Below are 19,328 nucleotides of genomic sequence, written 5' to 3' on the forward strand. Positions count from 1 at the left end.
GGGGCCACTTTCGGCGGACACCCGTTCAGGGATCCCGGCAAGACAGGGGACGCACGGGCAGCCACGAAGGGGAAAGGACTGCCGGAGAGGGCTCAACAAGACGGGAAAGGCCCGGAGACAGGGGCCGGAGCGTACCTGCCGCCGGGCCCCTCCCCGTCAAACGATCGAAACTGAAACGGCTAGACCTTTTCCGCCGGGGCCACGTCCTGCAACGGCCCAAGTTCGCCATTGCGGTTGAACAGGCCTTCCAGCATCAGGGTCAGGGCGCCGTCGCCGGTCACGTTGCAGGCCGTGCCGAAGCTGTCCTGCAGGGCAAAGATGGCGATGAGCAGGGCCACACCATTGGGGTCGAAGCCCAGCACGCCGGTCACGATGCCCAGCGAGGCCACCACGGTACCACCGGGCACGCCGGGGGCACCCACGGCAAAGATGCCCAGCAGCACGCAGAAGAGCAGCATGGTGCCCACGGAAGGCAGGGAACCGTACAGCATCAGGCTGATGGTCATGACAAAGAAGGTCTCGGTCAGCACGGAACCGCACAGATGCACGGTGGCGCCCAGGGGCACCATGAATTCCACCATGGTGCGGCTGAGGACGGAGGACTTGCGGGCGCATTCCAGGGCCACGGGCAGGGTGGCGGCGCTGGACATGGTGCCCACGGCGGTCAGATAGGCAGGCGCGTAATGGCGGAAGACCTGCGAGGGATTGCGGCCGGACAGGGCGCCGCCGATGCCGTAGAGCACGGCCAGCCAGATGAAGTGGCCCACGATGACGATGAGCACCATCATGATGAACACGGGCAGGTGGCGGCTGAGGGAGCCCTCATAGGCCAGGCCCAGGAAGGACAGGCCCACGAAGAAAGGCAGGATGGGGATCATGATGCGGTTGACCAGGGCGGTCATGATGCGTTCCATCTCGCAGAAGATCTTGCCCAGGGTCTCGGACTTGGTCCAGACGATGGCCACGCCCATGGTCAGGGCCAGCACCAGGGCGCTCATGACGCTGAACAGCGGCGGGATGTCCAGACGGAAGACCATCTCGGGCAGGGAGCGCAGGGTCTCGGTGCTGGTGGCGATGGAGAGGTTGGGGATGATGCAGTAGCCGGAGATCATGGAGAACAGGGCCGCGCCCAGCGAGGAGACGTAGGCCAGGGCCACGGCCACCAGCAGGATCTTGCTGGCGTTCTGACCCAGACGCACGATGGCGGGGGTGATGAAGCCCACGATGACCAGGGGCACCAGGAAGAAGATGATCTGGCCGAAGATATGGCGCAGGGAGACCACCACGTCCATGACGTGCTTCAGGGAGCCTTCGGCGTTCTCGCCGATGTACAGACCAAGCAGGGCGCCGATGATGATGCCGCCCAACAGTTTGAGAATAAGGGAAAAATCGCCGACCTTAGCAGCCATCCTGCACCTCCGGGGGGTTAAGATACGCAAACCATAGACACCGTGGCTACCGTAGCGCAGGCCAGAGGCTTTTGCAATGTGCCGTGCCGCATGGCCTGCTTTCCCCGACAAAAAAGGAGGTCTGCAAAGCAGACCTCCTTTGGATTCCTTAACCGGAAAAAGACAGTGCCCTAGCGGGGACGGGGACCGTCAGGCCGATGATCGGGCCGCGGGCCGCCGGGACGCGGGCCGGGGCGGGGACCATCATGGCGCGGGCCGCGACCGTCATGGATGCCGGGGCGCGGGCCGGGACGGTCACCGGGGCGATGATAGCCCGGGCGCGGGCCGTCGGGGCGAGGACCGGGACGGTGGTAACCCGGACGAGGACCGGGGCGGTCACCGGGACGGTGATAGCCGGGACGGGGGCCAGGACGGTCGCCGGGGCGATGGTACCCGGGGCGAGGGCCGGGAGGGGGCCCCTTTTTGTAGTGTCCCTTGGGACGGGGCTTGTCCTTGTACCAGCCTTCATGGCGGCCGTTGTCGTTGCGGGCCACCAGGGTCCCGGGCAATACGCCCATGTGGTCCACATGATCCGCGACCACGGGCATCCCGTCAGCGACATGCTGCGCGGCCTGTCCTTCATCCGCAAAAGCGAACGTAGCCATACAGGCCAGGGCCAGGGCCGGCAGCAACAGACGAAAGTTCTTTGCGCTCATGGCAAAACTCCTTGCGAGTCGGGGACTGCCCGTTGCGGGCAGATTTGCCCCACATTTCCCGCATAGCATTCCCGACGGAACGGAGCAAGGCTAAATATTTTTACAGGTAGCGGAAAAAATTTTCATTTTCTCCCAAAGCGCAACGCCGGGGCCCCCAGTCCGAGGGCCGTTGCCTGACGGGCCACGGCGTCGGCCTCCGGCCGGACATACGCCCTGCCTTCCAGTTCATATTCCTTGGCCGGCAGGCTGGCCCCGCCGCAGGCACAGGTCGTGGCCCTGCGGGGCAGCACCAGACGTTGCAGCAGCTGGCGCCGCAGGCCCAGGGTATGCGTATGCCGCAGGACGGCCCGGGCGACATTTTCCGTATCGGCAGGACGGCAGAGCACCCGCAGCAGGCCCGCGGGACGGTTCTTCTTGCCCGTGCCCGGCAGCCACAGCACGTCCAGCACGTCGGCGGCAGCGGCCAGCTGCTCCAGGGCCGTGCCCAGCTCCTCGCCGGTCAGATGGTCGAGATGGCACTCCAGCTGCATCACGTCTTCCTCGCCCCCCTGGCCGTGATCGGCCTGCCGGGGCTCCCGGGCCTCCACGAGCCAGGCCCGCAGGCCGGTGGGCGCCGGACGCGCGCCGTAGCCCGTGCCCATGGCCAGCAGGCGGCCTTCCGGGCCTTCCACGAATTCGTCCACCAGCACACGGGCCAGGGCCGCGCCGGTGGGGGTCACCAGCTCCGTCTTCGCATCGGTGGGGTACACGGGCAGGCCGCGCATGAGGTTGGCCGTGGCGGGCGCGGGCAGGGGGATCTCGCCATGGGCACAGGTGATGCTGCCCCCGAACCAGGGCAGCGCACAGGCCGTCACCCGCTCCACGCCCAGCTGGTCCAGCGCCCAGCAGGCGCCCAGGATGTCCACCAGGGTGTCCACGGTGCCCACTTCATGGAAATGCACCTCTTCAGGGGCGATGCCGTGGGCCTCGGCTTCGGCCAGGGTCAGGGCCTCCAGCACGGCCAGGGCCTTGTGGCGCACCCTGTCGGCCACAGGCACGGCGGCAAAAATGGCGGCGATGTCCGCCGGGTGCCGCAGGGGCTGGCCCTCCGCCTCCCAGCTGACCTCCACCCGGCAGCCGGGACCGCCGCCCCGCTCTTCCTGCCAGACCTCCAGCCGGCAGGCCACGCCCGCCTGTGCCAGCAGGCCCGGCAGGGGGGAAAGGTCCACACCAAGATGGGCAAGGGAGGCCAGGGTCATGTCCCCGCTCATGCCGTGACTGCAATCAAGGAAAAGATGCTGCATCTGATAATGACTCCGTTATGAAACTCCGCGCTGCCACTTTTGCTTACAGGCTTGTTTGTGGGCGCAGCTTGGTATATGGTGAGAGGACAGGACAGAAAAGGGAACCTTCCCGCCCGCGGTATGCCGCAGGGTCTCTGTTCAACAGGAGGATCCATGCTCGTAGAAAACTGGATGGCTACCAACGTCATTGCCGTCAAGCCCGACACGTCCCTGCTGAAGTGCCGCAACCTGCTCAAGGAACACCAGATCCGCCGCCTGCCCGTGGTCGATGACCAGAACCGGGTGGTGGGTATCATCTCCGACAGAGACGTCAAGGGCGCGTCGCCCTCCAAGGCCACGGCGCTGGAAGTGCATGAAATGCAATACCTTCTGGCAGAACTCAAGGCCAAGGACATTATGACCGCCAAGCCGGTCACTATCAAGCCCTGGGACAGCGTGGAGCAGGCGGCCATCATCATGATGGACAAAAAGTTCGGCGGTCTGCCCGTGGTCTCCGAAGACAACAAGCTGGTGGGCATCATCACCGACCAGGACATCTTCAAGCTGCTGATCAACATCACCGGTGCCCGCGTGGAAGGCATGCAGTTCGCCTTCGAACTGCCCGATACCCCCGGCAGCATGCGCGTGATCTTCGATACCATGCGCAAGCACAATGCCCGCATCATTTCGGTGCTGTCCTCTTATATGGAAGACAACAAGCGCCAGATCTACGTCCGTATCCGCAGCATGGAAGAATCGGCTGTCGAAGCCCTCGTCAAGGATCTGGAAGCGACCGGCACGCTGCTGCTGGCTGCTCCCTATGACGTGTAGCTGACCGCCTCCCTGAAGGAAACAGCAGACGCAAATCTTCGTATATGCGTAGGTTTTGACGGTTTTTTCAGGGCTTGCCAAGATTATTTTTTTGTGGCAAAAGAAGTGTGCATTTGCGATTGCAGAGCTTTCGCAATTAATGGGGAATGAGCCGAACACCATATGCTTCGGCTGTCTGGCTCGGGCCGCAAGGCCCGAATAGAGCAAACGTCCAAGGAGGACACGCATGGCTGAAATTAGCTTTCAGGGCAAAACCTTCGAAGTTGATGAAGACGGCTTCCTGCTCCGTTTCGACGACTGGTGCCCGGAATGGATGGAATTCGTGAAGGAATCCGAAGGTATCGCCGAAATCACCGCTGACCACCAGAAGATCCTGGACTTCCTGCAGGACTACTACAAGAAGAACGGTATCGCTCCCATGGTCCGCATTCTGTCCAAGAACACCGGCTACAAGCTGAAAGAAGTGTACGAACTGTTCCCCTCCGGCCCCGGCAAAGGCGCCTGCAAAATGGCTGGCCTGCCCAAGCCCACCGGCTGCGTGTAGTTCTCAGCATTGCTTGAAAGGCGGGGCTTCGTCCCGCCTTTTCCCTTTCAGGCGTCCCCTCTCGCAGGCGGACGCCTTTTTCTTTCCCGGCCCGCGGCGCCCCGCGCCCTCCCTTTACGCGCAGACAAAAAAACGGTATCCGCCTTGCCATGAACGTAAAAAAAGTCTTCCTCTGGTCCTTCGGTCTGCTGTTCACGCTGGGCATCCTCGGCTGTGCCGCCGTGGCCGGCCTGTTCTACTGGGCCTCACGCGACCTGCCCGACCTGGAACGCCTTACCGGTTACGAAGCCCCGCAGGCCACGGTCATCCTGGCCCGTGACGGCTCCACCATCGGCACCCTCGCCACGGAAAAACGCTACAGCATCACCCTCAAGGAGATGTCTCCCTGGCTGCCCATGTCCTTCCTGGCTGCGGAAGACGATTCCTTCTACCAGCATCATGGCGTCGATCCCGTGGCCATCGTGCGTGCTTTCATCTACAACCTGCGCAACAAGGCCTCCGGCGGCGGCCAGCAGGGCGGTAGCACCATCACCCAGCAGATCATCAAACAGCTCCTGCTGAGTTCGGAACGCAGCTATACCCGAAAGATGAAGGAAGCCATCCTGGCCTACCGGCTGGAGCACACCGTCAGCAAGGACGACATCCTCCAGACCTACCTCAACTATATCTATCTGGGACAGCACTCCTACGGCGTGGAAGCCGCGGCCCGTACCTATTTCGGCAAGCACGCTTCCGACATCACCCTGGCCGAGAGCGCCGTCATCGCCGGTCTGCCCCAGGCCCCCAGCCGCTACAATCCCTTCCGGCATCCCGAGGCCGCCAAGGCCCGCCAGATGTATGTCCTTGGCCGTCTGCGCACCCTCAAGTGGATCACCGAGGAACAGTACCAGCAGGCCATCAATGAGCCCCTGGTCTACTGGAGCATGCCCGAGAACCGCGGCGGGGCCTCCAAATGGTATTTTGAAGAAGCCCGCCGCCTGCTGGTGGAATTCTTCACCGAAGAGAACCTGCGCACCCTGGGCATCGATACCCTGAAGAGCGGCGAGGAATACGTCTACACCGCGGGCCTCACCGTGCGCACCGCCATGGATCCCGTGCAGCAGGATGCCGCAGGCGCCGCCCTGCGCCGCGGTCTGGAAGAACTGGACAAGCGCCAGGGCTGGCGCGGCCCGGTCAAGAAGCTCTCCCCCGCGGAAGTGACCGAGTTCCGCGAAAAAAGCACCTTCGCCCCCGCCGACCTCATGGGCAAGGCCTGGGTGCAGGCCGTGGTCACGGCCGTGGACGCCAAGGGCGCCCGCGTCCTGCTGGGCAAGGGCTACACCGGCTACATCCCCGTAGCCAACATGTCCTGGGCCCGTACCCCCAACCGCAAGATTTCCGGCTGGGGGGCTCCCGCCGTGCGTGACGCCCGCAAGGTGCTGAACGTCAACGATCTGATCATGGTCTCGGCCGCGCCCGTGACCGTCCAGGCCGAAGGCGGCAAAAAGGGCAAGGCCGCCACCAAGACCGTGGACTTCGATCCCGCCACGGCCTCGCCGCAAAAGCCCATCACCCTGCTCCTCCAGCAGGAGCCGCTGGTGCAGGGCGCTCTGGCTTCCGTAGAGACCCAGAGCGGCGACGTGGTGGCCCTCATCGGCGGCTACCAGTTCGGCGACAGCCACTTCAACCGCGCTACCCAGGCCCGGCGTCAGCCCGGTTCCAGCTTCAAGCCCGTGGTCTACTCCACGGCCCTGGACTTCGGCTTCACGCCCACGTCCTCGGTGCTGGACGGCCCCTTCGTCTACGTGAACCCCTACACCAACGAAGTCTGGCGCCCCGGCAACTACGAAAAGAACTTCCGCGGCATCATGCCGCTCTATGAGGCCCTGACCCTTTCCCGCAACACCTGCACCGTGCGCCTGGCCCACAAGGTGGGCATCAGCAACGTCATCCAGCGCGCCAAGATGCTGGGCCTCGAACCCCACTTCCCGCAGGAACTGTCCATCAGTCTCGGTGCCGTGGCGGTCTCGCCCCTCAACCTGACGCAGGCCTACGCCGCCTTCGCCAACCAGGGCCTGGGCGTGCGCCCGCGCATCATCACCTCCATCACCGACAACAACGGTCGCGAGCTCTACCGGCAGGACATCCAGCACTGGCAGGCCCTCACCCCGCAGAACGCCTACCAGATGGCCACCCTGCTCAAGAACGTGGTCAACTCCGGCACCGGCAGCCGCGCCCGTGTGGACGGCCACGTCATCGCCGGCAAGACCGGCACCAGCAACGACGAGAACGATGCCTGGTTCGTGGGCTTCTCGCCCTCTCTGGTCACGGGCGTCTATGTGGGTTTCGACCAGCTCCAGTCCCTGGGCAAGCAGGAACAGGGCGGGCGTACCGCGGCCCCCATCTTCCGCTATTACCGCAGCCAGATCGAAGACCTGTACAACGACCAGCCCCAGGACTTCACCATGCCGCCCGGCATCACCATGCAGGACGGTCTGGCCTTCCAGGGCGTGCCCGGTCCCGGCCTCTCGGCCATCGACAACGCCAGCGAGGACCCGGCCACGGGCAGCAGTACCCCGGAGACTCCCGATACCTCCGGTGGAGGTGAAGACCTCATGCGGCAGATGTTCTAGCTCCCTAACCAGAGCCGTCCCCACAGGGGACAGCCTCTGAAAAACAGACACACGCACACTGCGGGGCCTCCTTCCGACGGATGGAGGCCCCGCCTGATGTACCCGAAGCCTCCGCAGCACGGGCTGCGGGCGCTGCCACATAGCACAGATCGCCCTGCCCCGCCCCTTCGCGGACAGGCAGGCCCGGACCATAACGAAAGGCCCCGGCCGCCCGGCAGCCCCTGCCCTGCGGCGCCCCTTTCCGGGCAGTGCCCGCGCCCTGCCCCGACCCACTCCAACCACAAGGAAACACATGATCCCCTACGGCTCTCTGGTGGTCTACGTCACCCCCAACAAGGACCGGCGCTACATCAAGCGCCTTGAGGAAGGTCAGGACTGGCACAGCAACGACGGCGTCCTCAGCGCCGAAGCCGTACACGCCGCCAACTTCGGCAGCGAAGTGCGCACCAGTCTGGATATCCCCATCCGTGTGCTGGAAGCCACCCTGCACGACCGTCTCAAGGGCCTGAAGCGCCAGACCCAGATCATCTATCCCAAGGATATCGCCTACATCTGCCTGCGCCTCGGCGCCGGTCCCGGCCGTACCATCATCGAGGCCGGTTGCGGTTCCGGCGGCCTGACCACCGGTCTTTCCTGGTTCTGCGGCCCTACCGGCCGCGTCGTCAGCCACGAGGCCCGCGAGGAATTCATGAAGCTGGCCCGCCGCAACCTCGAATGGGCCGGCGTGGGCGACAACGTGGAGATCGTCCACCGCGACATCGCCGACGGTTTCTGCATCGACAACGCCGACGCCCTCTTCCTCGACGTGCGCACCCCCTGGGAATACCTCGACCACGCCGTCAAAGCCGTGAAGCCCGGCGCCATGTTCGGCTTCCTCGTGCCCACCGTGGACCAGGTCAGCAAGCTGCTCATGGGGCTGGAAAAGGGCCCCTTCGCCGACATCGAAGTCTGCGAGATCCTCATGCGCAACTGGAAGCCCGTGGCTGACCGCCTGCGCCCCGAAGACCGCATGAACGCCCATACCGGCTTCCTCATCTTCTGCCGCCATCAGGAGCGCAGCGCCGACTTCGAATACAGCCGCCCCCTGGGCACCCGCCAGCGCAAGCAGGAAGCCGCCCGTCAGGCCCGCCTTGCCGAAAGCGGCGCCAATCCCTACGACGACGGCGAGACCGCCGGCGACGACGAATAGTTTCCGCAACGCTGTTTTGAACGAGAGGGGGAGGGACGTTTTTTGTAAAAACTGTCCCTCCCCCTCTCGCGCTCTCCCCCACCCTGAAAAAACTTTTCCCTGGCCGGGATGGCTGGTCCCCGCCGCTGGCTGCGCGACAACAGGACGTTACGTCAGGCTTGCTCTGACAGGATAAACGAGAGGGGGGAGGGACGTTTTTTGTAAAAACTGTCCCTCCCCCCTCTCGCGCTCTCCCCCCACCCTGAAAAAACTTTTCTCTGGTCGGGATGCTGGTCCCCGCCGCTGCCTCACAGCAGGGAACAACGCGGCACATCGCCAAAAATCACATGCAGCTGCGACGGCTGGAGCCTCTCTCCTGAACAGCCGTGTTGCCCCTGTTTGAATGCACAAAAAAAGAGAACGTCCACAGACATTCTCTTTTTTTGTATCCGGGCAGCACACGACGGAGACAAGGGCCGCATCCCGGATCCCGTTCGGACGCCCCTGGACTTCTCCGTGACCGGGACACAGCCTGTCCATGCCTTGCTTCGCTCTTGCTAACGGAGACCGGCAGCCAGCGACCAAACCGCCGCCCCCTCCCGCCACGGCCATCTTTCAGAATAAAAGTTTTTGGAAAGGATGGGGGGATGCAAGGGGGGAAGGGAGAACCTTTTTCCAAAAAGGTTTCCCTTCCCCCCTGCAAACAAACAGCAGACAATACCCGCTTATACTTTAAAGAAGCGCAACCGCAGCGCGTTGCTGACCACGGAGAAGGACGACAGGGCCATGGCGGTGCCGGCGATCATGGGCGAGAGCATGGGCCCGCCGAAGACATGCAGCAGCCCGGCGGCCACTGGCAGGCCCAGCAGGTTGTAGCCGAAGGCCCAGCCCAGGTTCTGGCGGATATTGCGCATGGTGGCGCGGGAAAGGGCCAGAGCTGTGAGCACGGCGTCCATGCCGCCGCGCATGAGGACGATGTCCCCGGCTTCGGCGCTCACGTCCACACCGCTGCCCACGGCCATGCCCACGTCGGCCACGGCTAGGGCCGGGGCGTCATTGATGCCGTCGCCCACCATGGCCACCAGCAGGCCTTCGGCCTGGAGCCGACGGATGCGCTCGGCCTTTTCGGCGGGCAACAGTCCGGCGGCCACGTCGGCGTCAGCCAGACCGGCCTGTCGGGCCACGGCCCGGGCGGTGCGTTCGTTGTCACCGGTGAGCATGACCACCCGGATGCCCATCTCGTGCAGACGGGCCACCACCGCGGCGGATTCGGGACGCAGGGCGTCGGCCAGTGAGAGGATGCCCGCGATCTGGAGGTCGTCCCACTGCCAGCGGGCGCTGTCGTCATCACCGGCAGCGGCAAGGGCGGCACGGGCCGGAGCCAGCGCCAGCAGCAGCGGCGTCTGCCCGGCCTCGGCCAGCGAGGCCAGCCGTTCCAGCACCGCGGCATCGGGAGCGATGCGGTTCTGCTCCATGAAAGCGACATTGCCCAAGGCCACGCGCCAGGCCGTACCGTCCAGCGTCACCACACCGGCGATGCCCAGACCGGGCGCCACGTCCACGGCATCCACGGGGCAGGCGGGGCAGCCGCGTTCCTTGCCCGCGGCTACCAGGGCCAGGGCCAGCGGATGCTCGGAGCGGGCCTCCAGCGCGGCGGACAGCGTGACGAGGGCCTGCTCGTCATGGGCGGCGAGGGGGATGACTCCGGTCAGCACGGGCTTGCCGGTGGTCAGGGTCCCGGTCTTGTCCACGGCGATGGCCCGGACGTGACCGGCCTGCTCCAGGGCAGCACCGTTCTTGATGAGCACGCCCAGCTGGGCGCCGCGTCCGGTGCCCACCATGATGGACATGGGCGTGGCCAGGCCCATGGCGCAAGGGCAGGCCATGACCAGCACGGCTACGAAGACCGTGACGGCCACGGTGGCGGGCTCGTCGCTGAAGACCAGCCAGGCCAGCCCGGCCAGGGTGGCGATGCCCATGACCGCGGGCACGAAATAGAAGCTCACCCGGTCGGCCAGTCGGGCGATGGGGGCCTTGCTGCCCTGGGCCTCGCGCACCAGCCGGATGATGCGGGCCAGACGGGTGTCCTGCCCCACATGTTCGGCGGTCATGGTCAGGGCGCCTTCACCGTTGACGCTCCCGGCCACGAGGCTGTCGCCGGGGCCCACGGCCACGGGGATGGATTCCCCGGTCAGCAGGGAAAGGTCCACGGCGCTCTTGCCGCCGGTCACGCTGCCGTCCACGGGGATGCGGGCGCCGGGCCTGATGACCAGGGTATCGCCGGGCATGACCTCGGCCAGCGGGATCTCGCGGCTCTGGCCGTCAGCTTCCAGACGCAGGGCCGTTTCCGGCGTCAGGCGCAGCAGCGCGCCCATGGCGTCCCCGGCCTTGCGCTTGGCCGTGGCCTCCAGGAACTGGCCCAGCTCGATCATGGTCAGCAGCACGGCCACGGATTCATAATACAGGTTCATGGCCCGCAGCTGGGGATCGCTGCCCGCAAGGCCCAGCAGGGTCGTCCACAGGCTGTAGAGCAGGGCCGATCCCGTGCCCACGGCCACCAGACTGTCCATGGTGGGGGCCTTGTGGGCCAGAGCCAGCAGACCTTCGCGGTAGAAATGGCGGCCCAGCCAGACCACGGGCAGGGTCAGGGCCAGCTGCGCCAGCATGAAGGTGCGGGGCGCGTGGTGCGGATCGAGCCAGGCGGGAAGGGGCATGCCCAGCATATGTCCCATGGAGAGGATGAGCAGGGGCACGGCAAAGACCAGCATGGGGCCCAGACGCCCCAGACGCACGCGCCGGTCCTTTTCGTCCTGCCGGCGTTTTTTCTCGTACTGGACGGCCACGTCCTCTTCCTGTGACGGCACGGCACTGAAGCCCATGCCCGCCACGCGTTCCATGATCAGGGGCACCGTCTCGCTTTCCGTGCCCGGCTTGAGCCAGATCTGCGCCTTGGCCGTGGCCAGGTTGACCGCGATGCGCTCCACGTTCTCCATGCGCCCCACCACGCGTTCGATGCGTGAGGAGCAGGCGGCGCAATGCATGCCGCCGATATCAAAACGCAAGGGACCTGCCTTTCGCGTTTCCATAAAACCTCCTGCCTGCCGGTGGTCTTGACGCTCCGTTCCGGCAGTATTATTCCTGATGGTGCTCCCATTGAAAATGAAAATCAATATGTGGGAACACAGCAAGGAGTGTCGCATGAAGATCCTCAAAGTCAACGGCATGCGTTGCGGCCATTGCAAAGCCGCTGTGGAAGAAGCCGCCGCCAAGATCCCCGGCGTGAGCAACCCCGTGGTGGACCTGGACGCCAAGGAACTGCGCTATGAAGAAAGCGCTCCGGTCGATGAGGCCGCCCTGCGTCAGGCCATCTTCGACATCGGCTTCGATCCCCAATAACCCCCACGACCGCCACATCTTTTTCAGGCCGCGCATGCGGCCTTTTTTTGTCTCCAAGCGCAGGCGCTTTTTCCTTAGAAAATATCTTATGAAATATTTTCTAATTTATTCCAATGATTCTACACGCATAGAACAACAAGCGTTCCCTACTTGCCGTGATGGCACAAAAGCCGTAATAACGAAGAGTTTTATTGTCCGCAGATCGTCAGGAGAGAACATGCGACACACCATCACTGTGGCCGGTGGCGGCAGCTGGGGCACGGCCCTGGCGCATCTGCTGGCAGTCCGCGGGCACAGGACGCGCCTGTGGCTGCGTGATGCCGCCGTGGCCGAGGCCATCAATACCAGGCACGAGAACCCGCGCTACCTGCCGGGGCTTGCCCTGCATCCCGACCTGGAGGCCGGGACGGGGCCGGAACTGCCGGGTACCGAGCTCCTTCTGCTGGCCATACCCTGCCAGCAGCTGCGCGGCTGGCTCCACGCCATGCGGGACCATCTGCACCCCGAGCCCGTGCTCATCAATGCCGCCAAGGGGCTGGAGCTGGGCACGCTTTCCCCGTGCAGCCGCATCGTGGCGGAAGAGCTGGCGGGCAGGCCGTTCCACTATGCCATGCTTTCCGGGCCGTCCTTCGCAGCCGAAGTGGTGCGCGACCAGCCCACGGCCGTGGTGCTGGCCACGGCGGAAGAAGCGCTGGGCTGCCGTCTGCGTGAACTTTTTTCCTGCGCCACCTTCCGCTGCTACTCCAGCACCGACGTGCTGGGCGTGGAACTGGGCGGCGCGCTGAAGAACGTCATGGCCATAGCGGCCGGCGTCTGCGACGGGCTGGGGCTGGGACACAACAGTCGTGCGGCCCTGCTGACGCGCGGCCTGGCCGAGATGAGCCGTATCGGCGAGGCCTGCGGAGCGCAGGCGGCCACCTTCATGGGCCTTTCCGGCCTGGGCGACCTGGCGCTGACCTGCACGGGCGACCTTTCCCGCAACCGGCAGGTGGGCCTGCGCCTGGGACAGGGGGAGAGCCTGGAGCACATCACCTCCAGCCTGGGCATGGTGGCCGAAGGGGTCAAGACCACCTCGGCGGTCTACGACCTGGCCCGGCGGCTGGGCGTGGAGACGCCGGTGACCGATACCGTCCAGGGGCTGCTGCACGGGGGCGAATCCCCCCGCGAGGCGGTCATGCGTCTGATGACGAGGACTTTGCGCCAGGAATGACAAGCAAGCCAAAAAGAGGCTTGCACCAGTCAGGAATGTCGCGTATCTTTTGGCTAATCGTGAAAAAAATTTTTTTCACGAGGATATCCCGCCGGAAGGGCAAACGCGGGCAGATGACGCGCATCCACGTCCTCTGCAATAATTTTGTACTTTTTACCCGGCAGACAATGGGGCGCGTATGACAATACCATCCTACACGGCAAGCGGTTCCTTCATCCTTTTCATCCCGGGCCTGCTGTTCCTGCTGTACGGCGCATGGCAGGCGATCCGCCAGCGGCAGAACGCCCGCCGGCTCATCCTGTGGGGGGCCGTGCATGACGCGGGCCTCATCTGCATGGCGCTGGGTGCGGCCAATGCCGCCGCCGGTACAGGCGTCTGGCTGTTCGTGGCCTTCCAGCTGCTGGCCCGCGGCCTGAGCTGGAGCGCCCTCAATTCCCTGGCCGGGCCCGCCGCTCCGTCGGCGACCTTCGCGGCCCTGCGCGGGGCCGTCAAACTCCAGCCCGTCAATGGTGCCCTGTTCGCCCTCGGCCTCATGGCCAGCGTGGGCGGTTCGCCCTTCCTGATCCCGGAAGGGCGTCTTTTTATCACCCAGGGCATACTGGCCTCTTCCCTGCCTCTGCACTGCGGCCTATTCTGCACCGTGCTGGCGGCCGTCACGGCCACGGTCCTCATCTCCCTGCATGTGGACGCCCTGCGCCAGTGCTTCCTGCAGCCCTGTAGCACCGCCTGTGACGGCGCTGCCTCCGGCAGCTGCCGTTCCGACGCCCTGACCCTGGTGCTGGGCGTGCTGGTGGCGCTCATGGGCCTGGCCCGCGGCCCCATGCTGGACGTGGCCGCCGGCTGGGCCGGCCTGCAGGTGGCCCACGCCACCGTGCATCCCGCCTTCTGGATCTACTTTGCCGGCGCCTTCGTCTGCGGCGTGGCCGCCTGGGCGAAATTCCGCTGGATGCCCCACCTTGGCGTGCTGGCCTGTGCCGCCGCCCTGGCCGTGACCCTGACGCTGGATGCGCCCGCGCCCGTGGCCCTGCTCTTCCTGGTGATGATCGGCTTCATCGCCTTCATCGTCTCGGTGTACTCCCTGGGCTACATGGCCCACGCCCACCGGCAGGGCTGGTACTGGTTCTTCCTGCTGCTGACCTTCGCCTCTCTGGCCGGCATCGTTTCCACGCCCGACATGGCCGCCATGTACGGCTACTGGGAACTGATGACCTTCGCCTCCTACTTCCTGGTGGTGCACGAAGCCAACCGCGTGGCCTTTGACGCGGGCTTCAAATACTACCTGATGTGCGCGGGCGGCGCCCTGCTGATGCTGCCCGGCATGCTGCTGCTGGGCAACGGCGGCCTGGGCCTTGCCGATGTCCGCATCCAGAGCGCCCTGCTTTCGCCCCATGTGCTGAACATGGCCGCCCTGCTCTGCCTCGTCGGCTTCGGCGTCAAGGCCGGTCTGGTGCCCCTGCACTCCTGGCTGCCCGATGCCCACCCCGCCGCGCCTTCCTCGGTGTCCGGTCCCCTGTCCGGTATCATCACCAAGATGGGCATGTTCGGCATCGTGGTCCTGCTGCTGGGCCAGACCAACGGCGCCCTGTTCGCCAAGGCCGAGGTCTTCGGCCTGTCCTGGTTCGGCTCCATCCTGACCTTCATGGGCGCGGCCACCCTGATCTTCGGTGAGCTCATGGCCCTGAAGCAGGACGACATCAAGCGCATGCTGGCCTACTCGACCCTGGGCCAGCTGGGCGAGATCGCCCTGGTGCTGGGCATGGGCACCTGGCTGGCCACGGCCGGCGCCCTGTCGCACATGCTCAGCCACGCCATCATGAAGGACCTGCTCTTCCTTGGTGCGGGCGCCCTCATCCTGCGGGCCGGCAGCCGCAAGCTCGCCGACCTGCGCGGTCTTGGCCAGTGCATGCCCTGGACCGTGAGCTGTATGGCCGTGGGTCTCATCTGCATCATGGGCCTGCCGCCGTTCACCGCCTTCTTCAGCAAATACCTGATGATCCAGTCCGCCATCCATGCCGGTCATCCCGCGCTGGCGGCCCTGATCCTCATCGGCTCCCTGGTGGGCGCCATCTACTACGTGCGCATCCTCAAGACCCTGGTCTTCGAGGAACGTCCCGCCGACCTGCCCATGGTGGAAGAGGCCCCGTGGTCCATCCGCGGCGCCCTCATGGCCCTGGCCGCCCTCAGCCTGCTGCTGGGCCTGGCCCCCTGGGCCCCGCTCACGCTGGTCATCCCCGTGGCCTCGGCCTGCTTCGCCCCGGCCTCCATGGATCTGGTCGTGCTCCAGTCCGTCATGGCGCCCTGGCCCATCTATGTGGCCGTGCCCGTGTTCGGTGCCCTGCTGCCGGCCTTCTTCCGCCGCAATCCCATCTGGGCCGCCCGCTCCAGCGCCTTCGTGCTGCTGCTGACCGCCGCCCTGGTGATCTTCCTGGGCCGCGACCTGGATACCCTGAGCTACTGCTTCGCGCTCATCGTGCCGCTCATCGGCGCCCTGAACGTCTTCTACGCCCAGGGCTACATGTCCCACAGCCACACCCAGTGGCGCTTCTACTGTGCCTTCACCGCCATGTGCGGCGGCCTGGTGGGCATCTCCGCCAGCACCTATCTTTTCCAGTTCTTCCTGTTCTGGGAGATCATGAGCTCGTGGACGCTCTACATGGCCATCGCCCATGAAGGCGACAAGGCCTCGCTGCGCGAAGCCTTCAAGTACTTCTTCTTCAACGTGCTGGGCGCCGGCTTCATCTTCGTGGGCGTCTGTGTGCTCGGTCCGGCCACGCCGTTCTCTTCCGAGTCCATGCAGCACCTGACCAAGATCTTCCTGCTGCCCGGCTGGGTCGTCTGGGGCGGTACCGCCCTGCTGGCCATCGGCTTCGTCATGAAGGCCGCCCAGCTGCCCTTCCGCATCGACTGGCAGATGCATCCGGCCCTGGCCCCCACGCCCGTGTCCGGCTACATATCCTCGGTGCTGCTGAAGAGCTCCATCCTGGGCCTCATCAAGCTCTTCATGCTCATGGGCGGCAGCCTGGCCATGATCGGCGTCAGCGCCGCCTGGCCCAATGAACTGATCCAGACCGTGGTCATGTGGATCGGCGGCATCACCATCGTCATGGCCGCCACCCAGGCCCTGCTGGTCAACAACGTGAAGCTGGTCTTCATCTACTCCACCGTGAGCCAGATCGGCTACATGGTGCTGGCCGTGGCTGCCGGCGGTGCCCTGGGCTACGCAGGCGGCATGCTGCACGTGATCAACCACGTGTTCTTCAAGGACCTGCTCTTCCTCGTCTGCGGCGCCGTGATGTTCGCCACCCACGCCGACAGCCTGGATGACCTGGGCGGCATCGGCCGCAAGATGCCCTTCACCCTGTGCATGTTCGCCATCGCCGGCCTGTCCGTGGTCGGCGTGCCGCCCACCAGCGGCTTCTCGTCCAAGTGGATCATCTACCACGCCCTGATGCAGGCGGACCAGCCCTTCCTGGCCCTGCTCTCCCTGGTGGGCAGCGTGCTGACCCTGGCCTACATCGCCAAGTTCCTGCATGCGGCCTTCCTGGGCCAGCCTTCCAAGCATCTGGATCATGTGCAGGAAGCCCCGCTGACCATGCGTGTGCCCATGGCCATCCTGGCCATCGGCTGCATCATCACCGGCATCTTCCCCGGCCTGATGCTCTGGCCCATCAACGCCATCCTGGGCGATTACAACGCCGGCAGCCTGGTGGTGGGCCTCTCGGGCCTGCAGGAAGGCCCCGGTGCCTGGAACGCTACCGGCCTGAGCGTGATGATGGCCATCGCCGCCGCCGCGGGCTGGTACTTCGTGCGCCGCTTCGTGGTGCTGCGTGAAGTGGACGTGCATACCTGCGGTCTGCCCACCGAGGTGGCCACCAGCCGCATGGCGCCCTCGGGCATCTACGGCGGGCTGGTTCGCCGCCTGGCCTGGTTCCCGGGCAATACCAGCGTAGACAACAAGAGCTAGGAAGGAGAAACCGAGATGACCGACATCATTCTTGGTGTGCTGCACATGTGCATTTTCCCCGGCGGCCTATTCGCGCTGGCTGTGGGGCTGTTGTTCAAAGGCCTTGACCGTCGCGTCGAGGCCCGCCTGCAGCGCCGCGTGGGCCCGCCGCTGATCCAGCCCCTGCTGGATATCGCCAAACTGCTGACCAAGGAGACCCTGATCCCCAAAACGGCCGTGCGCAGCGTCTTCCTGGCCGCGCCCGTGGTGGGCTTTGCGGGCATGGCCGTCTGTGCGGCCTTCATCCCCGTGCCCGGCGTGTTCAGCGGCCTGTACAACATGGGCGACCTGCTGGTGCTCTTCTACCTGCTGCCCATCCCGGCCATCGCCATCATGCTGGGCGGCTCGGCCTCCAGCTCGCCCTTCGGCGCCATGGGCTTCTCGCGTGAGATGCTCATGATGCTGGCCTACGAGACCCCCCTGCTCATGATCCTGCTGGCCGTGGCCATGCTGGTGGGCAAGGCCACCGGTACCGGTGCCGAGTTCTCGCTGCTGGCCATCGTGGACTGGCAGCAGAACGCCGGTTCCCTGGGCCTCAACCCGGTCATGATCCCGGCCCTGCTGGCCTACCTGATCTTCCTGCCCGGCACCATGGGCGTGCCGCCCTTCGACATCCCCGAAGCCGAGACCGAAGTGCTGGAAGGTCCCCTGCTGGAATACGGCGGCCCCCTGCTGGCCCTGTTCCAGATCGGCTCCGCCCTCAAGACCTTCGTGGTCCTGGGCTTGGGCGTGGCCCTGTTCTTCCCCGGCACCATCTCCGACTTCTGGATCGTCAACCTGATCTGGTTCGTCTTCAAGTGTCTGGTGCTGATGCTGCTGTCCCTGACCCTGGTCAAGTCCGCCACCGGGCGTTTCCGCATCGACCAGGCGTTCCGCTTTTATGTGAAGGTCCCCACCGTCCTGGCTCTGGTGAGCCTGGTGCTGGTGTGGGCGCTGTAAGGAGGTCGGGCATGAGTCTGGACAACATGCTCAAGAAACTGTCGGTACGCTCGCCGTGGCTCTTCCGCATCAACGCGGGCTCCTGCAACGGCTGTGACGTGGAACTGGCCACCACGGCCTGCATCCCCCGCTACGACGTGGAACGCCTGGGGTGCCGGTACTGCGGCAGCCCCCGCCATGCCGACATCGTGCTCATCACCGGCCCGCTGACCACCCGTGTGCGCGACCGCGTGCTCGCGGTCTGGAACGAGATCCCCGAGCCCAAGATCACCGTGGCCGTGGGCATCTGCCCCATCTCCGGCGGCGTGTTCCGCGAAGGCTACTCCATCGAGGGCCCCATCTCGCGCTACATCCCCGTGGATGTGAACGTGCCCGGCTGTCCGCCCCGCCCCCAGGCCATCCTGGAAGGCGTGGTGCTGGCACGCAAGATGTGGCTCAAAAAGCTGGGCATCGAGGAATAAATGGACAGGGGGAAGCCTTTGCATCGGCTGGCCGTCTGGCTGGGGCTGCGTGACGCCGCTCCCGCTGACGGTACCGCACCTCTTGACGGTGCCTCCCCCGCTGCCGAGACAACTTCCGGGGATCAGCCCTGCCGGCGCTGCGGCATATGCCATCACGTCTGCGGTCTGATTCCCCGTACGCCCAAAGGCCCGCGCCCGGGCCCGGAGGAATAATTATGGCGGGTTTTCTGAAAATTCTGTTCCGCAATCTGCTGCAAGGCCCCAGCACGGACCCGTTCCCGCTGGGTGAAACATTCACGCCCGAGCGCTTGCGGGGCCGGGTGAAGATCGACCCCAACCTGTGCATGGGCTGCGGCGTGTGCCGTCATGTCTGTGCCGCCGGGGCCATCAACATCCGCCAGAAACCGGACAACAGCGGCTACACCATCACGGTCTGGCAGGACTCCTGCTGTCTGTGCGCCTCCTGCCGCCAGTACTGCCCCACCGGTGCCATGAGCATCACCAATGACTGGCATTCGGCCCACCTGGAGTCCGAAAAGTTCGGTCGTGTGGAGCAGCAGACCATCAATTACGAACCCTGCTCGCACTGCGGCACCCTCATGCGGCCCCTGCCGCTCAAACTGGCGGAAAAACTCTACGCCAAGAACAGCGAGATCGACCCCGACCAGATCCGTCACCTGTGCCCCAAGTGCCGCCAGATCGAGGACGCCAAGCGCAGCCTTTGTCATCTGCCCGAGCCCCACAAGGCCATGGAGCCCGCCCAGACCCCCGCTTCTGCCGCGCCTACCACGGATTAGC

At 65.3% G+C, this 19,328-nt stretch carries 14 protein-coding genes; 10 read left to right on the forward strand and 4 right to left on the reverse strand.

Translation table 11 applies throughout. The features are described 5' to 3' along the window. Positions 1-179: 179 nt before the first annotated feature. From ACQRAG_RS03530 to ACQRAG_RS03540, 3 genes are all read right to left on the reverse strand, one after another. On the reverse strand, positions 180-1,409 hold the full coding sequence (locus ACQRAG_RS03530) for a dicarboxylate/amino acid:cation symporter (RefSeq protein WP_204625533.1): 1,230 nt from the start codon (positions 1,407-1,409) through the stop codon (positions 180-182). A gap of 170 nt (positions 1,410-1,579) precedes the next feature. Continuing rightward, positions 1,580-2,104, reverse strand: coding sequence for a hypothetical protein (locus ACQRAG_RS03535; RefSeq protein WP_168936164.1), 525 nt, complete (start codon positions 2,102-2,104; stop codon positions 1,580-1,582). 122 nt (positions 2,105-2,226) lie between these two features. Continuing rightward, positions 2,227-3,387, reverse strand: a complete 1,161-nt coding sequence (locus tag ACQRAG_RS03540) for a LarC family nickel insertion protein (RefSeq protein ID WP_427804123.1) — start codon at positions 3,385-3,387, stop codon at positions 2,227-2,229. 153 nt (positions 3,388-3,540) lie between these two features. Here ACQRAG_RS03540 and ACQRAG_RS03545 point away from each other — a divergent pair, with 153 nt between their 5' ends. From ACQRAG_RS03545 to ACQRAG_RS03560, 4 genes are all read left to right on the forward strand, one after another. Further along, positions 3,541-4,197 (forward strand): CBS and ACT domain-containing protein, encoded by a 657-nt coding sequence (locus tag ACQRAG_RS03545; RefSeq protein ID WP_168936173.1) that lies wholly within the window; start codon positions 3,541-3,543, stop codon positions 4,195-4,197. Positions 4,198-4,423: 226 nt separating this feature from the next. Next, positions 4,424-4,741, forward strand: coding sequence for a TusE/DsrC/DsvC family sulfur relay protein (locus ACQRAG_RS03550; protein ID WP_006007905.1), 318 nt, complete (start codon positions 4,424-4,426; stop codon positions 4,739-4,741). A 149-nt stretch (positions 4,742-4,890) separates the two neighbouring features. Next, positions 4,891-7,353 carry a penicillin-binding protein 1A gene (locus ACQRAG_RS03555; protein ID WP_168936174.1) on the forward strand — a complete coding sequence of 821 codons (2,463 nt, stop codon included), beginning with the start codon at positions 4,891-4,893 and terminating at the stop codon, positions 7,351-7,353. 292 nt (positions 7,354-7,645) lie between these two features. Further along, positions 7,646-8,542: a tRNA (adenine-N1)-methyltransferase gene (locus ACQRAG_RS03560; protein ID WP_168936175.1), complete on the forward strand. Its 897-nt coding sequence runs from the start codon at positions 7,646-7,648 to the stop codon at positions 8,540-8,542. Positions 8,543-9,246: 704 nt separating this feature from the next. Here the strand turns inward: ACQRAG_RS03560 and ACQRAG_RS03565 are convergent. Then, positions 9,247-11,607, reverse strand: a complete 2,361-nt coding sequence (locus ACQRAG_RS03565) for a heavy metal translocating P-type ATPase (RefSeq protein WP_300706099.1) — start codon at positions 11,605-11,607, stop codon at positions 9,247-9,249. Between the two features lie 112 nt (positions 11,608-11,719). On the opposite strand from ACQRAG_RS03565, the gene ACQRAG_RS03570 reads away from it, so the two are divergent. The 6 genes from ACQRAG_RS03570 to ACQRAG_RS03595 all read left to right on the forward strand — a co-directional run bounded on the left by ACQRAG_RS03570 (position 11,720) and on the right by ACQRAG_RS03595 (position 19,327). Then, complete coding sequence (locus ACQRAG_RS03570; RefSeq protein WP_040369785.1) at positions 11,720-11,917, forward strand: heavy-metal-associated domain-containing protein; 198 nt, start codon at positions 11,720-11,722, stop codon at positions 11,915-11,917. A 217-nt stretch (positions 11,918-12,134) separates the two neighbouring features. Continuing rightward, complete coding sequence (locus ACQRAG_RS03575; protein WP_427804192.1) at positions 12,135-13,127, forward strand: NAD(P)H-dependent glycerol-3-phosphate dehydrogenase; 993 nt, start codon at positions 12,135-12,137, stop codon at positions 13,125-13,127. A 178-nt stretch (positions 13,128-13,305) separates the two neighbouring features. Continuing rightward, complete coding sequence (locus ACQRAG_RS03580) at positions 13,306-17,091, forward strand: complex I subunit 5 family protein (RefSeq protein ID WP_427804191.1); 3,786 nt, start codon at positions 13,306-13,308, stop codon at positions 17,089-17,091. A gap of 15 nt (positions 17,092-17,106) precedes the next feature. Further along, the gene (locus ACQRAG_RS03585) at positions 17,107-18,069 is read left to right on the forward strand and encodes a respiratory chain complex I subunit 1 family protein (protein ID WP_006007886.1); all 963 of its coding nucleotides are present in this window, start codon (positions 17,107-17,109) and stop codon (positions 18,067-18,069) included. Between the two features lie 11 nt (positions 18,070-18,080). Beyond that, positions 18,081-18,530 (forward strand): NADH-quinone oxidoreductase subunit B family protein, encoded by a 450-nt coding sequence (locus ACQRAG_RS03590; protein WP_006007884.1) that lies wholly within the window; start codon positions 18,081-18,083, stop codon positions 18,528-18,530. A 215-nt stretch (positions 18,531-18,745) separates the two neighbouring features. Continuing rightward, a complete protein-coding gene (locus tag ACQRAG_RS03595; protein ID WP_204625528.1) occupies positions 18,746-19,327 on the forward strand; it encodes a 4Fe-4S binding protein in 582 nt (193 codons plus the stop codon). Position 19,328 lies beyond the last annotated feature (1 nt).

The organism is Desulfovibrio sp. SGI.230 (assembly GCF_050313065.1).
Taxonomy (GTDB): domain Bacteria; phylum Desulfobacterota; class Desulfovibrionia; order Desulfovibrionales; family Desulfovibrionaceae; genus Desulfovibrio.

Excerpts from the sequence above, each read along its gene's own strand:
- ACQRAG_RS03530 (WP_204625533.1), bottom strand. The coding sequence starts at position 1,409 with ATGGCTGCTAAGGTCGGCGATTTTTCCCTTATTCTCAAACTGTTGGGC.
- ACQRAG_RS03535 (WP_168936164.1), bottom strand. The coding sequence starts at position 2,104 with ATGAGCGCAAAGAACTTTCGTCTGTTGCTGCCGGCCCTGGCCCTGGCC.
- ACQRAG_RS03540 (WP_427804123.1), bottom strand. The coding sequence starts at position 3,387 with ATGCAGCATCTTTTCCTTGATTGCAGTCACGGCATGAGCGGGGACATG.
- ACQRAG_RS03545 (WP_168936173.1), top strand. The coding sequence starts at position 3,541 with ATGCTCGTAGAAAACTGGATGGCTACCAACGTCATTGCCGTCAAGCCC.
- ACQRAG_RS03550 (WP_006007905.1), top strand. The coding sequence starts at position 4,424 with ATGGCTGAAATTAGCTTTCAGGGCAAAACCTTCGAAGTTGATGAAGAC.
- ACQRAG_RS03555 (WP_168936174.1), top strand. The coding sequence starts at position 4,891 with ATGAACGTAAAAAAAGTCTTCCTCTGGTCCTTCGGTCTGCTGTTCACG.
- ACQRAG_RS03560 (WP_168936175.1), top strand. The coding sequence starts at position 7,646 with ATGATCCCCTACGGCTCTCTGGTGGTCTACGTCACCCCCAACAAGGAC.
- ACQRAG_RS03565 (WP_300706099.1), bottom strand. The coding sequence starts at position 11,607 with ATGGAAACGCGAAAGGCAGGTCCCTTGCGTTTTGATATCGGCGGCATG.
- ACQRAG_RS03570 (WP_040369785.1), top strand. The coding sequence starts at position 11,720 with ATGAAGATCCTCAAAGTCAACGGCATGCGTTGCGGCCATTGCAAAGCC.
- ACQRAG_RS03575 (WP_427804192.1), top strand. The coding sequence starts at position 12,135 with ATGCGACACACCATCACTGTGGCCGGTGGCGGCAGCTGGGGCACGGCC.
- ACQRAG_RS03580 (WP_427804191.1), top strand. The coding sequence starts at position 13,306 with ATGACAATACCATCCTACACGGCAAGCGGTTCCTTCATCCTTTTCATC.
- ACQRAG_RS03585 (WP_006007886.1), top strand. The coding sequence starts at position 17,107 with ATGACCGACATCATTCTTGGTGTGCTGCACATGTGCATTTTCCCCGGC.
- ACQRAG_RS03590 (WP_006007884.1), top strand. The coding sequence starts at position 18,081 with ATGAGTCTGGACAACATGCTCAAGAAACTGTCGGTACGCTCGCCGTGG.
- ACQRAG_RS03595 (WP_204625528.1), top strand. The coding sequence starts at position 18,746 with ATGGCGGGTTTTCTGAAAATTCTGTTCCGCAATCTGCTGCAAGGCCCC.